At 47.9% G+C, this 13,888-nt stretch carries 14 protein-coding genes; 5 read left to right on the forward strand and 9 right to left on the reverse strand.

The features are described 5' to 3' along the window. Positions 1-133 precede the first annotated feature (133 nt). Both guaA and guaB read right to left on the reverse strand, forming a co-directional pair. A complete protein-coding gene (gene guaA / locus HKN88_03420) occupies positions 134-1,708 on the reverse strand; it encodes a glutamine-hydrolyzing GMP synthase (GenBank protein NNC97103.1) in 1,575 nt (524 codons plus the stop codon). Between the two features lie 220 nt (positions 1,709-1,928). After that, positions 1,929-3,392, reverse strand: a complete 1,464-nt coding sequence (guaB, locus tag HKN88_03425; protein ID NNC97104.1) for an IMP dehydrogenase — start codon at positions 3,390-3,392, stop codon at positions 1,929-1,931. 196 nt (positions 3,393-3,588) lie between these two features. Between guaB and xseA the strand changes: the two genes are divergently transcribed. The 3 genes from xseA to HKN88_03440 all read left to right on the forward strand — a co-directional run bounded on the left by xseA (position 3,589) and on the right by HKN88_03440 (position 6,707). Continuing rightward, a complete protein-coding gene (gene xseA / locus HKN88_03430) occupies positions 3,589-4,965 on the forward strand; it encodes an exodeoxyribonuclease VII large subunit (GenBank protein NNC97105.1) in 1,377 nt (458 codons plus the stop codon). Between the two features lie 98 nt (positions 4,966-5,063). Next, positions 5,064-5,930, forward strand: coding sequence for a peptidoglycan DD-metalloendopeptidase family protein (locus tag HKN88_03435; GenBank protein ID NNC97106.1), 867 nt, complete (start codon positions 5,064-5,066; stop codon positions 5,928-5,930). A 63-nt stretch (positions 5,931-5,993) separates the two neighbouring features. Then, entirely contained in the window at positions 5,994-6,707 is a 714-nt protein-coding gene (locus HKN88_03440) for a 2OG-Fe(II) oxygenase (protein NNC97107.1), read from the forward strand. Here HKN88_03440 and HKN88_03445 read toward each other — a convergent pair. From HKN88_03445 to cmoA, 6 genes are all read right to left on the reverse strand, one after another. Beyond that, positions 6,700-7,662, reverse strand: coding sequence for a calcium/sodium antiporter (locus HKN88_03445; GenBank protein ID NNC97108.1), 963 nt, complete (start codon positions 7,660-7,662; stop codon positions 6,700-6,702). The genes HKN88_03440 and HKN88_03445 overlap by 8 nt on opposite strands. Before the next feature lie 216 nt (positions 7,663-7,878). Beyond that, positions 7,879-8,511 (reverse strand): hypothetical protein, encoded by a 633-nt coding sequence (locus HKN88_03450; GenBank protein NNC97109.1) that lies wholly within the window; start codon positions 8,509-8,511, stop codon positions 7,879-7,881. Positions 8,512-8,644: 133 nt separating this feature from the next. Then, positions 8,645-8,833, reverse strand: a complete 189-nt coding sequence (locus HKN88_03455) for a hypothetical protein (protein ID NNC97110.1) — start codon at positions 8,831-8,833, stop codon at positions 8,645-8,647. A 142-nt stretch (positions 8,834-8,975) separates the two neighbouring features. After that, positions 8,976-9,332 carry a DUF1428 domain-containing protein gene (locus tag HKN88_03460; protein ID NNC97111.1) on the reverse strand — a complete coding sequence of 119 codons (357 nt, stop codon included), beginning with the start codon at positions 9,330-9,332 and terminating at the stop codon, positions 8,976-8,978. A gap of 81 nt (positions 9,333-9,413) precedes the next feature. Next, complete coding sequence (gene cmoB, locus HKN88_03465) at positions 9,414-10,382, reverse strand: tRNA 5-methoxyuridine(34)/uridine 5-oxyacetic acid(34) synthase CmoB (protein ID NNC97112.1); 969 nt, start codon at positions 10,380-10,382, stop codon at positions 9,414-9,416. Positions 10,383-10,406: 24 nt separating this feature from the next. Then, positions 10,407-11,153, reverse strand: a complete 747-nt coding sequence (cmoA, locus tag HKN88_03470) for a carboxy-S-adenosyl-L-methionine synthase CmoA (GenBank protein ID NNC97113.1) — start codon at positions 11,151-11,153, stop codon at positions 10,407-10,409. Positions 11,154-11,239: 86 nt separating this feature from the next. On the opposite strand from cmoA, the gene rimO reads away from it, so the two are divergent. Together rimO and HKN88_03480 are read left to right on the forward strand one after the other, a co-directional pair. After that, positions 11,240-12,571, forward strand: coding sequence for a 30S ribosomal protein S12 methylthiotransferase RimO (gene rimO, locus HKN88_03475; GenBank protein ID NNC97114.1), 1,332 nt, complete (start codon positions 11,240-11,242; stop codon positions 12,569-12,571). A gap of 65 nt (positions 12,572-12,636) precedes the next feature. Next, positions 12,637-13,173: a hypothetical protein gene (locus HKN88_03480; GenBank protein ID NNC97115.1), complete on the forward strand. Its 537-nt coding sequence runs from the start codon at positions 12,637-12,639 to the stop codon at positions 13,171-13,173. A gap of 33 nt (positions 13,174-13,206) precedes the next feature. On the opposite strand, the gene HKN88_03485 is transcribed toward HKN88_03480, so the two are convergent. Continuing rightward, the gene (locus HKN88_03485) at positions 13,207-13,818 is read right to left on the reverse strand and encodes a hypothetical protein (GenBank protein NNC97116.1); all 612 of its coding nucleotides are present in this window, start codon (positions 13,816-13,818) and stop codon (positions 13,207-13,209) included. Positions 13,819-13,888: the final 70 nt, after the last annotated feature.

Genomic DNA, 13,888 nt, shown 5'->3' on the forward strand with positions numbered 1-13,888 from the left:
ATTTAATCCTGTCGCGTAGGAATTTTGATTCAGTACAAGGCATAAATCGAGCGCAGTGAAGGAGCTTACTTAGGTAAGTGACTGAGTGAGCACGAGTTATAACGCAGTAATGAAACAAAATAACGAGCGAGAGTTATTCCCACTCAATAGTCGCCGGCGGTTTCCCGGAAATATCATAAACAACCCGGGATATGCCATCGACTTCGTTAATGATTCGACGTGAAACATGATCCAGAAAATCATACGGCAGGTGTGCCCATTGGGCGGTCATGAAATCTATGGTTTCAACGGCCCTGAGTGCGACCACATAATCGTATTTACGCCCATCGCCCATAACCCCGACGGATTTAACCGGCAGGAATACGGCAAAGGCCTGACTGGTCTTGTGATACAACTCGTGATTCCATAGCTCTTTGATAAAAATGTCGTCGGCACGGCGCAACAAGTCGGCGTACTCTTTTTTCACTTCGCCCAGGATACGCACCCCGAGTCCGGGTCCCGGGAAGGGATGGCGCTGGATCATTTTTTCGGGCAATCCGAGAGTAAAACCGATCTTGCGCACTTCGTCTTTAAACAACTCTCTCAAAGGTTCGATCAATTCAAAACTCATGTCATCCGGCAATCCGCCAACATTATGGTGTGACTTGATCACATGCGCTTTTCCGGTTTTCGATCCGGCCGACTCGATCACGTCCGGATAGATGGTACCTTGTGCCAACCATTTAATACCCTGCAATTTGGAGGCCTCTTCATCAAACACCTCGATGAACTGATGGCCAATGATCTTGCGCTTCTTCTCCGGATCGGTTTCGCCTTTTAAGGCGTCCAGAAAACGTTTTTCCGCATCCACGCGAATGACTTTGACGCCCATGTTCTCGGCGAAGGTTTGCATGACCTGGTCGCCTTCCTTGAGCCTAAGCAAGCCGTGGTCCACAAATACACAGGTTAGCTGGTCACCAATGGCTTTATTCAATAAAGCCGCGACCACGGATGAATCAACCCCACCCGACAAGCCTAAAAGTACCTGATCGGACCCGACCTGTTTACGGATGCGTTCGATGCTGTCTTCAATAATATTTTCCGGGTTCCACAAGCCCTCGCAACCGCAAAACTCGCGTACAAAACGGAACAAGATTTCATGACCCTGTGAGGTATGCGTGACTTCCGGATGAAATTGCACCCCGTAAAAACCGCGAGCCCGATCTTCCATAGCCGCAAAAGGTGCATTGTCGGAACTTCCGATTGCCACAAAGCCTTCCGGTAATGACTCGACCCGATCACCATGACTCATCCACACATCAAAAATTCGTGTACCGTCTTCATCCATGCGATCGCCCAGGCCCTGGAACAATTGCCCGTGCTCTTTGGAACGCACTTCGGCATAACCAAACTCTTTATGCGCCGAGGTACTGGTTTTCCCGCCAAGCTGGGTGGTCATGGTTTGCATGCCATAACAAATGCCCAAAACCGGCACGCCCAGGGTATAGACCACTTCGGGAGCGACGGGTGCATCGTCACCGATCGTACTTTCCGGACCACCCGATAGAATAATGCCGCTGGGTTTAAAAGCTTCCACATCCTGGTTACTGATGTCCCACGGATGTATTTCCGAATACACCCCCAATTCACGCACGCGACGTGCAATCAGTTGGGTGTATTGAGCACCGAAGTCGAGAATTAGAATTCGTTGTTGGTGAATGTCTTGCATTTAAGTCTTCTTACTTTTTGAGTTGAGATTGCTTCGTCGCTATTTGAATAGCTCCTCGCAATGACAAAAATTATTAATATTTTATAAGCTGTGAACCATCCGAGAAATATTTTGCTTGTAGACAAGGCAAAAAGGATTTTGAAAAACGGAGTTTACGTAGAGTAAATGAGTATTTTCTAAATTCTTTTTAACGCAGTATACGAGCAAAAGATGAAACGGATTATCGTCTGTAGTTTGGTGCCGCTTTAGTAATCGTCACATCGTGTACGTGCGACTCCTGCATCCCAGCATTGGTGATCTGCACAAATTCCGGCTTGGTGCGCATTTCAAGCATATTCTGGCAACCGGTATAACCCATGGCCGAACGAACACCGCCCATCATCTGGTGCACAATGGATACCATGCTGCCTTTGTAGGGAACGCGGCCTTCAATGCCTTCGGGCACCAGTTTTTCCACTTCATCGGTCTTATCCTGGAAATAACGATCACTGGAGCCGTGGGTTTTGGCCATAGCGCCGATCGAGCCCATGCCGCGATACGATTTGTAGGAACGTCCCTGATATAACTCGACTTCGCCCGGGGCTTCGTCGGTACCGGCGAGCATGCTGCCAACCATGATCGAGTAGGCGCCGGCCACCAAGGCCTTGGCAATGTCGCCCGAGTAGCGAATTCCACCATCCGCGATCAGTGGAACGCCTGAATCTTTAAGCGCTTCAGCCACATTCGCGACCGCACTGATCTGAGGAACTCCTACACCCGCGACAATACGCGTGGTACAAATAGAACCCGGGCCGATGCCGACCTTAACCCCGTCGGCGCCTGCTTCGACCAGGGCTACGGCCGCGGAACCGGTAACGATGTTACCGCCGATCACCTGTAAATGTGAATACTGTTGTTTGACCAATCGCACCATGTCGATCACGCCTTTAGAATGCCCATGTGAAGTGTCCACCACAATGACATCTACGCCGGCGGCTTCCAGAGCCGCGACACGTTCCAGAGTGTCTGCACCAGTTCCCACGGCAGCACCAACTCGTAGACGACTGCGCTCGTCTTTGCATGCGATGGGGAAATCGGTGGATTTTTGAATATCCTTGACCGTGATCATGCCACGTAATTCAAAGGCGTCATTCACCACCAGGATTTTCTCGATGCGGTGCTTGTGCAATAAATGCAATACCTCATCGCGCTGAGTGCCTTCTTTGACCGTGACCAGTTTTTCCTTGGGGGTCATGACCGTATGCACGGGCGCGTCGAGTTTGGTCTCAAAACGTAAATCACGGTTGGTCACAATACCGACCAGGTCTTTACCGTCAACTACCGGCATGCCACTGATCTTGTGACGACGGCTAAGTTCCAGGACATCACGGATGGATGATTTTGGGGTAACCGTGATTGGGTCGGAAATGATTCCGCTTTCGTATTTTTTAACTTGCTGAACCTGGTCGGCTTGCTCTTCGGCAGTCATGCTTTTGTGGATTATGCCAATGCCACCTTCCTGGGCCAGTGAGATCGCCAAACGGGCCTCGGTCACGGTGTCCATGGCCGCCGAGATCAAGGGAATATTGAGTGGAATGTCCCGGGTTAAGCGGGTAGTGAGATCGACATCGCGTGGTAGCACTTCCGAATAAGCGGGCTGCAAAAGTACATCGTCAAATGTGAGAGCTTGTTGAATTATGCGCATGTTAACCTCTATCCTGTGTTGATCGCGTCAAGAGGAGTTGAAGTAAACTCGCTAAAGCTCTATGACGACTGAAGTTAACAATTCATTATACTTGCTCTGCAGCATGCGGTAAATGTGACCACGTGGATAAATTTCAAATTACCATTTGCATCCAAAGGCGCTAAGATGTCAGCTGATTGATATTTAGCGCTCAAACATTCAACAGGACAGCAGTCTGGAAAACAGCACTCGACATATTTATAGCGTATCGGAACTGAATCGCACGGTCCGGCAGATCCTGGACATTGAGTTGCCCGCGGTGTGGCTGGAAGGCGAGATCTCCAACCTGGCGCGCCCGTCTTCGGGGCACTGGTATTTCAGTCTGAAAGACGAAAATGCGCAAATCCGCTGCGCAATGTTCCGGCGTGCCAACGCCAGGGTCGGCTTTGTACCCGAAAACGGTGACAAAGTCATGGTTCGTGGCAAGATCAGTTTGTACGAGGCACGCGGTGACTATCAACTCATCGCCGAACACATGGAAGACGCCGGCAGCGGGGCTTTGCAACGTGCCTATGAGCAGTTGCGCGACCAGTTATCCAAAGAAGGGCTGTTTGCCGCCGAGCATAAACAGAGTTTGCCCACCCTACCGCATCGCATCGGCATCATCACTTCAGGCAGCGGCGCTGCCTTGCACGACATCACCCAGGTCATGCAACGACGCATGCCGCTGGTTGAGGTGTTGCTTTACCCGGTTTTGGTACAAGGCGAACTGGCTCCGGCCGAGATCAGTCATGCCATTATGCAAGCCGACCACGAAGGAAAATGCGATGTCTTGATCGTGGGTCGCGGGGGCGGCTCACTGGAAGATCTATGGGCCTTTAATGATGAGCGCGTCGCGCGTGCCGCCTTTGCGTGTAAAACCCCGATCATTTCAGCGGTTGGGCATGAAGTCGATTTCACCATTCTGGATTTTGTTGCCGACTTACGCGCACCAACGCCCTCGGCCGCCGCCGAATTGGCCACCCCGATCAGCAGTGATGATCTTTTAGGCCGCTTGAGCAGTTTGTTGCAGCATATGGCTCGCATGCTGAGTAATCGTTTGCAGCGCGAGCAAAATCAGCTGGGGCATTTGCGCAAACGCTTGCACCTGGCGCATCCCGGTCAGTGGGTGAATCAGCAACAACAACGTCTGGATGGCTTGAGTAAACGATTACAGCAGTTGATGACACGGATCACAGGAGATAAAAGAACACGATTTGAACGGATCTCACAACGGTTGGGGCGCCAAACGCCTGCGCACAAACTAACAGAAAACCAAAAACAACTGGCTTATTTGTATAAGCGATTGCAGGACAATGTGCAGCACAAGATTGCTTTGCACAAGCATCGTCTGGGTCTGCAAAGTGGCAAACTCGATGCCCTCAGCCCATTAGCCACCCTGCAACGCGGTTATGCCGTGGTTCAGCTTGACGATGCTAAGCTGGGCAAAACGGTGGTCTCGTCGGTAGAACAAATTCAAAGCGGTGTAGAATTGAACACCGAACTGCACGATGGGTATTTTTCGGCACAAGTCACCTCAGTCACAAAAAAATGAGCACTATAAATACGATGAAACTATTCAAGATCCTTTTTCTGTCCACATTGCTATTTGGCACATTTTTAACCAATGCGAATCCCGCTCCAGAACAAAGCATGTCGGATCCGGACATAGTCGAACCGCCTGTTAACGCACAAGCTTTGCCGGAAGAATCTCTGGTGCCGGGCGGAATTGCCATAGTCCCGACCGGGATCAGCACAAAATTCCCCAAACCCAAAGTGACCTTGTACAAAAGAAAGGTCGCGGTGATCGCAAAAAATGACGAATGGGTGGCGGTGTCGGGCATTCCCTTAAAACAAAAACCGGGCAAAGCCGAATTGATCGTGCATGGTGTCTTAAACAAAACCAACAAACTCAAAAACCCGACCTTAGCGGTCACAATTCAAGACAAAAAGTACCGCACCCAGGAATTAACTGTTAAGCCGGGCCAGGTGAACTTGAGTGAAAAGAATCTGGCGCGTTATCAAAAAGAAAAAGTGCGCATCAATAATGCCAAAGCGACCTGGACCGATTCCGACCACGTGCCGTTTGATTTTATTTATCCGGTCATGGGTCCACGCAGCAGTTCTTTTGGTTTACGCCGCGTGTTCAATGGTCAGTCGCGTAACCCGCACAGCGGGATGGACATTGCCGCCGATACTGGCACGCCAATATTAAGCGTTGCCGACGGCACCGTCATTGAGACCGGGGATTATTTCTTTAATGGCAACACGGTGTTTGTGAATCACGGCCAGGGCTTGATCACGATGTATTGTCATATGAGCAAGATCGATGTAAAAGCCGGTGATATTGTTGCGCAAGGCGACAGGATCGGTGACGTGGGCGCAACTGGCAGAGTGACCGGGCCGCATTTGCATTTCGGAGTGCAAATGAACCGCACCTGGGTGGACCCGGCCTTGTTATTACCCAAGGAAGCCGCGGCCGATAAAAACGTGGCCAGTACACAATCAACGAATAAATAAAACGCCCTTTTCTCTTATCTAATATTCCGTGAGGAATGTTGCTGACGGTTGATGAATGCAAGCATGACTGATAAAAATAATTTCATTGGCATTTACCCCGATTGTCTGAACGCGGAATTTTGCCAAACCCTGATCAACAAATTCGACAGTGACTCACGCACCTATCAAGGCCAAACCGGTCAAGGCGTAGACGCCAACAAGAAAGACAGTCTGGATCTCATGCTCGACCCACATCAAGACTGGCATGCGGAACTCAGCGCTATTCACCAGATAACCCTGCATGGGCTAATTCGATACGCCCGCGAATATCCACATTTTCTGGTCGGTGCATTGTCACTGAACTGGACACCCCCGGGTTCAAATCAGGCCAAAGAAATTCGAGCCGAGGATATTACTTCGATGGATGATAGTTTGTTGGCAAATTTCATTACCTCGGTATTTCGCTTGGGTAAAACCAATCTGCAAAAATACAATAAGGGGTCGGGCGGCTATCACCACTGGCATTCCGAGCATTACCCGCACCCGCATGACGAGAGCAATGCGTCATTGCATCGCACCTTGTTGTGGATGTATTACTTGAATGACGTTGAGAAAGGTGGAGGCACTTCGTTCTATTACCAAAATCAGACCATTTCACCCAAGACCGGTACTTTGGTCATTGCGCCCGCGGGTTTTACGCATACACACAAAGGTGAGATTCCCGAGTCGAATGACAAATACATTTTGACTTCCTGGGTAATGTATAAGACGCGTGAGGAATTGTATAAGATCAAGTGACGCCAAATACAGTAAAACTCAGGCCTATATAAACACCAAAACCCGCCAAAAGTACGCCACCTTCCAAGCGGTTTAATTGCCGACCTGTATACAAAAACAGTAAAAGCAATACCGATATACCCAGCATCACCCATTGATCGAATTGCAAAATTCTTGCATGCACAGGGAGTGGCTGCAGTAAAGCGGATATACCCAGAATTCCCAACAAATTAAAAATATTGCTGCCGAGTACATTGCCAACCGCCACATCAGCATGCCCGCGTAAAGCGGCAATCACCGAAATAGAAAGTTCTGGAAGTGATGTTCCTACCGCAACCAGTGTCAAACCGATAACCGCTTCGGAAACGCCAAAGTTCTCGGCAATCCCGACCGCCCCCTTAAGTAGCACTTGTGAGCCACTTATTAAAAGCAGCAGCCCGACAATCACCATCGTTACTGTCCAGATTGCCGATCTCGGCAACGCTGTTATTTCTTCGGATTCGGCTTTATGCAGTTCCGCCGAAGGTGCAGCATGAAAACGTTCAGTCCTATACGCCCATACCAGATAAGCCGCCAAGGCCAGCAATAAGATCATGGCGTCTGTTCGCTGCAACGCTTTTCCACCAGCCAATATTAGAAATAACATACTTGCCACTACCACTGTGACAGCATCCCGGCGAAGAACCAATGGCCTGACTTGTAATGGTGTGATCAGGGCACATATGCCCAAGATCAGCAATACATTACTGATATTACTCCCAACAACATTGCCGATAGCAATATCCGGTCGTTGGTTAAGTGCTGCATCAAGCGTGACTACTAACTCTGGTGCTGAGGTGCCGAAACCGACAATGATCAGGCCGCTTAATAATGGAGACACACCAAGTCGCTTGGCTGCAGCCAAGGATCCTCTGATCAATGCTTCACCACCAAGCGCAAGCAAGGCCATGCCTAAAACCAGAAGTAGAAAATTCATGCTTTGTCAGCTCTTTGAAATAGTGAGATTTTTCAATTTGGCGGTGATACTGAAGGCACTAAATAAATGGTGCCCATCACAACACAATTAGAAAAATTCTTGCGGCGGAACTTTAAAACAGCTTAATTTTTTATATATCTACAAGTCTTGTTAAAAGTGGGGCGATTGAAAATTGCCGTCCAATTTACTCAAGTTGGTTTGCCTTTAGCTTGCAGATCACATTATAGATTGTACCTGTTTCGCACAATCTTTTGCCGGACTCCAGTACCAGCCATTAGGATCCCAGGTACGTCCACAGGTCATGTACATACACTGGCTATAGGCCTGCTTGGCTTGTTCAGTCTTGCCTAGCATGTGCAATGAACGTGCTTTAGCCCATAGTGCCGTAGAGACGTCGTTCATCAGGTAATTTTTTTCAATTTTCCCTTTACTTTTCGCGCCAACCTTGCCGGTCGGAGGGCATTTCTTGCCTTCATCGTGATACATTTTTTGCTGTTGACCCGCATCCGGGCCCCACTGACTGAAGCAGGTATTTACTGTGTTAACTGCGTTTTCGTATTGCTTGTCGGCAAATTGTTCTATCGCCGTGATCGCCCAAAATGCCGAATCACCGAGCTCGGGCTTTGTAGAGATGCAGGGATTCTTTTCTGCCTCTTCAATAACAGGACTTTCTGCATTGTCAGTAACATCGCTATCTGACTTTTCAATAACCGCACTTTCCGCAACTTCTGTTTTGGAATCTTCCATTGCCATATTGTCAGCAATGACACTCTCACCTGCAAACACTGCACAATTCACAAGTCCGATGAGAATGATATTGACCGGTTTAAAATTATTTACAAAACTCATTGTGCTCTCCAAATACAGGTACTAAAACTATTGAGGTAGACATCATAGCGTAACCTTTACAGCAATTCATGTCCGGCTCCTGAAAGAGACATGAGCGTCCAGACTAAACAGGTGATTCAAATACAACATTGAATCACTCCACGCGTATAATTTTTTTCGCAAACGGCATGATCACAATGGCAATGCCGATCCAGATGTAGAGCAAGTAATCTCCGGTGTTGTCCGGCATTTTTATCTCACCGGCAGCTACCACAACTGCAACCACGAGCAAGATACCGAAACTGATGATCAGTGACCCTGCAAAGTATTTTAGGTATTTCATTTTGATTCAACTCTAATAACAAATAAGTTTTAACTTTGATTGTACCGAATGCCCGAACATGGTTTCAGAAAACATGGTGGCAGTATTGAAAAGCGCGCCCTATTACAAGATTCGGCATTAAATGCCGGTTATGACCTTAAGACTAACACTCGAGAATGGTAACAAATCCACCGTATATCATCCGTTTACCATCAAAAGGCATTTTACTCATATCCCAACCCTGCAAGCGAGGATCCTCCATCGCGGCTTTATTGCCTGCATCACGGGCTTCACGGGAAGGCCAGGTGATCCAGGAAAAAACCACAACTTCGCCTTCCTCACACTTAACCGCCATCGGTAGTGATGTCAGTTCTCCATCTGGCACATCGTCTGCCCAGTTCTCGACGACTGACAAGGCACCATGATCTTTAAACACGACAGCGGATTCTTGAGCAAGCTTAATGTAATCGGACTTGTTCTTCTTCGGAACCGCAAGCACATAACCATCTACATAAGACATAAATTACTTCTCCTTTTTTGATAACAGCAATCATCAAGTGTACGCTTAAGTTTATCATGACTCGTTATCTAACATTCCTTGTCACTTGTTCGCTATAACTACCGCCCTAACCGGTCTTGGGTGTCCTTCCACGGTTTTACTCTTATCATCCTTATCCAGAAAATCGGGTAATGATTCAAAACTCATCCACTCGGTGCAGCGTTGTTCATCGATTGTTGTTTCAGTCACGTCCACAATGCGGACATTGTTAAAACCGGCGTCTTTAGTCCATTGTTTTAGTACGGACAAAGACGGCACCGCCCAAACGTTTCGCATTTTCGCGTAACGTCCTTCGGGGATCAAAACTTTATCTTCATCTGTATCAAGCACCAAAGTTTCCAACACCAGTTCACCCTCCTCGCGCAACAAACTTTTTAATTTGGCCAGATGTTCTAAATGCGATTTACGGTGATACAAAACGCCCATCGAGAACACCGTATCAAAACCAGTAAGATTTTCCGGTAGATCGTCTACCCCAAGCGGCAAAACAAAATTGGGAACGTTTCCGGCAAACTCGCGCAACACCAGAAATTGTGAAATGAATAGCCACATCGGATCAATACCCAACACCGCTTTGGCACCAGCGCCTAACATCTGGTATCCGAAATACCCGTTACCGCAACCCACATCCAGAACCGTTCTGTAAGTCATGTCACTCAAATGCGGTGCCACGCGTTGCCATTTCCAGTCCGAGTGCCATTCGGTATCAATAAACACATCAGCCAGATTGAATGGCCCCTTGCGCCAGGGTTTGAGTTGCTGCAAATGTGGGATCAGTTTTTCAGGGTGCGATGCCGAATATCCCAAATTCAGAGTTTCACCGACCTCACACAGGGGCGAGGCAAATTGTTGAATCGCTTCTAAAGCCGCCATCCAGCGAGGTATATCACCATGCTGACAATTCTGAATAAGCGATTCGACACGCGAGAATAAGGCCTCTTTAGCCTGCAATTCTGTTGTCCCGAGTAAATACTTGAGATCATCCAGTGGATAAAAGTCTTTAATTGGCATAGGTAAGAATTCGAAGCGTTCGGGCTATTTAATTGCGAGATACGACACGAAATTAAAGGCCTGAAACCATTTAATGACTTTTTGGAAACCAAGGTCTTTAAGCCGCTGTATTTGCACCGAATCCGTGTCCAGGCGCATGACCTCTTCCAGAGCATTACGTTTTTGGGCAATCTCAAGCTCGGAATATCCCTGTGAGCGTTTGAAATCGTGGTGCAGATCAAAAACCAGTGCGTCATCAGTTGGATCATCAAACTTGATCTTTTCCGACAAGATCAATGCACCACCCGCATTCAGCGACGCATGAATCTTTTGTAGCATCGTGATCCGATCCGCAGGCTCCAGAAACTGTAAAACGAAATTCAACACCGTGAATGAATTCGACTGCAGATCAATATCACGAATGTCGGCAACTACAGTCTTGAATGGATGTTGCCATTGATAATCTTTGGTCACCTCGGTTAATCGATTTAACATGGCTTGTGAATTATCCACCGCAATAATCTCGAATTTTTTATCCTGTACCGACTGATCCACACTCAAACTGACCGCCCCCAATGAACAACCCAGATCATAAACTCTGGAATCGGGTTCAACGTAACGCTGTGCAAGCAAACCAATGTACTTGACCAGATCGGCATACGCTGGAATGGAACGATTGACCATGTCGGTAAATACCGAGGCCACGGCATCATCAAAACGAAAATCTTCCACCTGAGTGATCTTTTTGGCGTAGATGGCGTCGGCGGTCAAATTTGAAAAGGATTCGGACATTAGAATATTCGGATTGAGCAATACTGGTAAAATGGCATTTTAAACGATTCGATAGATTTCCTGTGTCTGATTCCCCTTCTACAACAATCCCTGCCCACGGCACCGTCGGCTTTGTCAGCCTGGGCTGCCCTAAAGCCCTGGTGGATTCCGAAAGAATACTCACCCAGTTGCGGGTGGATGGTTACGACATTGTCGGTAATTATGACGATGCCGATGTGGTGGTGGTGAATACCTGTGGCTTCATTGACTCCGCAGTGGCCGAAAGTCTGGATACCATTGGCGAGGCTCTGAACGAGAATGGCAAGGTCATTGTGACCGGTTGTCTGGGCGTACATCCCGACGTGATTCGTGAACAACATCCGAATGTGCTGGCCATAACCGGACCGCAGCAATACGAATCGGTGGTCTCGGAAGTGCATAAACATGTGCCGATTCCTGAAGTGAATCCGCATCTGGACCTGATCCCGAGACAATTGACCGATACCGGCGTCAAGCTCACGCCCCGGCATTACGCGTATTTGAAAATTTCCGAAGGCTGTAATCACAAATGCAGTTTTTGCATTATTCCGAGCATGCGCGGCAAACTCCAAAGCCGTAATATTTCCGATGTGATGGGTGAAGCCCAACGCCTGGCAGCCGCCGGGGTTAAAGAACTCCTGGTTATCGCTCAGGACACCAGTGCCTATGGCGTCGATATTAAATACCAAAAAGGTTCATGGCTAGGCAACGAATACGACACCCGTTTTGAAGACCTGTGTGTGGCGCTTGGGCGTTTAGGGATCTGGGCGCGTTTGCATTATGTCTACCCTTACCCGCATGTGGACAAGGTCATACACTTGATGGCCGAAGGCAAGATTCTTCCCTATCTCGACATTCCTTTACAACATGGCAGTCCGTCCGTACTCAAAAGAATGAAACGCCCGGCTGCTGCGGTCAATACCCTGGAGCGCATCAAGAAATGGCGCGAGATCTGTCCTGAGATCACCATTCGCAGCACCTTTATTGTCGGCTTTCCGGGTGAGACCGATGAAGAGTTTGAAGAATTGCTGGCATTCTTGAAACAAGCCCAACTCGACCGGGTTGGCTGTTTTCAGTATTCGCCGGTAGAGGGTGCTCGCGCAAATGCACTGGAAAACCACGTGCCGGACGCTATCAAAGAAGCGCGTTGGCATAAGTTTATGCAAACCCAACAAGCAATCTCATCAGCTAAACTACAAAACAAAATTGGCAGCACCCAACGTGTCCTGGTAGACGAGATACTTGAGGATGTGATCATTGCCCGTAGCGAAGCCGACGCCCCGGAGATCGATGGACTGGTCAAGATCGATCCACACCCTGAGGTTAAAGTGGGTGAGTTTTATGAGGTGCTTATCGATGACGCCGACGAATACGACTTGTTTGGGAAAATAAAACCCTAAATTTACGCAGATTGGATTTAAAATTTATACCTGAAAAAAACTTGTAGATGCCCGGGATCAATAGCATGAAAAAAACAGCACTGCTTCTTACTTTCATCCTGACGGGCATTATGTTGGCCGCCTGCAGTAAAACACATAGTGATCCAGATTCAGAATATACCGGTCCTAAAGCGAGCATTGAGGATTTCACACCCTTGATCAATAAAGAATGGTCCGGAACCCTAACCTATCTGGATTACAGCGGCAAGAATAAACGCTACACAATTCCAAGCAAGGCAAAGGTGGATATCAGATCGAATTATAAAGTCGCTTATCAAATAGAATATCCGGATGAACCGCACATGAATTCGACCGGCAAAATTCGGCTATCCAGGGACGGAACAAAACTGGATAAAAATATTATATCCAGGCGTGAATTGATTCCTGAAAATTCACTGGTCCTGGTCACTGAAGCGATGGGCAAAGACAATAACCAGGCTGCGATGATACGTACGACCTATGAGATATCAGATTCGCGCTTTGTTATCCGGAATGACTTTAAAACACCAGAATCTGAAAAATACATCAACCGTAATGAATACGTTTTTAAGAGCAATAATTAAAACCGCTGTGTTTGCACTTCAGTCTAAACCCGGTCACGCGGTACTGATCACGCCCTGAAAATGTGCGGGTGACATACCCAGGTCGGAAGCTATTTTTGCCAGGTATTCCTGTTCGGCGTCTTGAAATTCGCCATCGGCCATCGCTACATAGAATGCGGCCTTGAGCACCAGTTCCTTGCCTTCATCATTGAGATTTCCTTGCAGGCGTCGCAGCGTTTTTTTCAAGTCGTATTCTTGTCCCTTAAGCAAACTTGCTTCACGTTTTAACTGTTCGATACTGATGGATTTACGCGTGAGGCGTTGATAAACCTGCTGCACCATGTCGAATTCGGCCTGACGCAGTTTGTTGTCGATCAACAGCATTAATAGCATCACTGTTTTAATCGCTGAATGGTACTCGGCTTCAAACTCGGATTTACTCAGATCTCTATCCGAATCCAGAACTAAAGGCTTATACGTATCCTTACAAGCCAGACACTCCACATAATCACCCAACTGGTTTAAAGGGATTAAAGGCACCTGGTAAAAGGTGACAAAATCACGCACTCTTTTTAATTCAAAATTTTGCACCGAGCGGCAATTGGGGCAATGGAAATCGCCTTTTTTTATCGGTGAACTCAAACCTTTTTTGCCAAATAGAATCATATTCGCTCGAGTTCTCTGTTGGTGTGTGTCAGTGTCGCGTTACGTTTGTATCGATTCTAGCCGATGTACC

The organism is Gammaproteobacteria bacterium, from assembly GCA_013001575.1.
Lineage (GTDB): Bacteria > Pseudomonadota > Gammaproteobacteria > Steroidobacterales > JABDMI01 > JABDMI01.

Bases quoted from the DNA above. Each gene is read 5' to 3' on its own strand.
- HKN88_03445 (NNC97108.1), bottom strand. From the start codon at position 7,662: ATGAATTTTCTACTTCTGGTTTTAGGCATGGCCTTGCTTGCGCTTGGT.
- HKN88_03440 (NNC97107.1), top strand. From the start codon at position 5,994: ATGACTGATAAAAATAATTTCATTGGCATTTACCCCGATTGTCTGAAC.
- guaB (NNC97104.1), bottom strand. From the start codon at position 3,392: ATGCGCATAATTCAACAAGCTCTCACATTTGACGATGTACTTTTGCAG.
- guaA (NNC97103.1), bottom strand. From the start codon at position 1,708: ATGCAAGACATTCACCAACAACGAATTCTAATTCTCGACTTCGGTGCT.
- cmoB (NNC97112.1), bottom strand. From the start codon at position 10,382: ATGCCAATTAAAGACTTTTATCCACTGGATGATCTCAAGTATTTACTC.
- HKN88_03460 (NNC97111.1), bottom strand. From the start codon at position 9,332: ATGTCTTATGTAGATGGTTATGTGCTTGCGGTTCCGAAGAAGAACAAG.
- HKN88_03480 (NNC97115.1), top strand. From the start codon at position 12,637: ATGAAAAAAACAGCACTGCTTCTTACTTTCATCCTGACGGGCATTATG.
- HKN88_03455 (NNC97110.1), bottom strand. From the start codon at position 8,833: ATGAAATACCTAAAATACTTTGCAGGGTCACTGATCATCAGTTTCGGT.
- cmoA (NNC97113.1), bottom strand. From the start codon at position 11,153: ATGTCCGAATCCTTTTCAAATTTGACCGCCGACGCCATCTACGCCAAA.
- HKN88_03435 (NNC97106.1), top strand. From the start codon at position 5,064: ATGTCGGATCCGGACATAGTCGAACCGCCTGTTAACGCACAAGCTTTG.
- HKN88_03485 (NNC97116.1), bottom strand. From the start codon at position 13,818: ATGATTCTATTTGGCAAAAAAGGTTTGAGTTCACCGATAAAAAAAGGC.
- HKN88_03450 (NNC97109.1), bottom strand. From the start codon at position 8,511: ATGAGTTTTGTAAATAATTTTAAACCGGTCAATATCATTCTCATCGGA.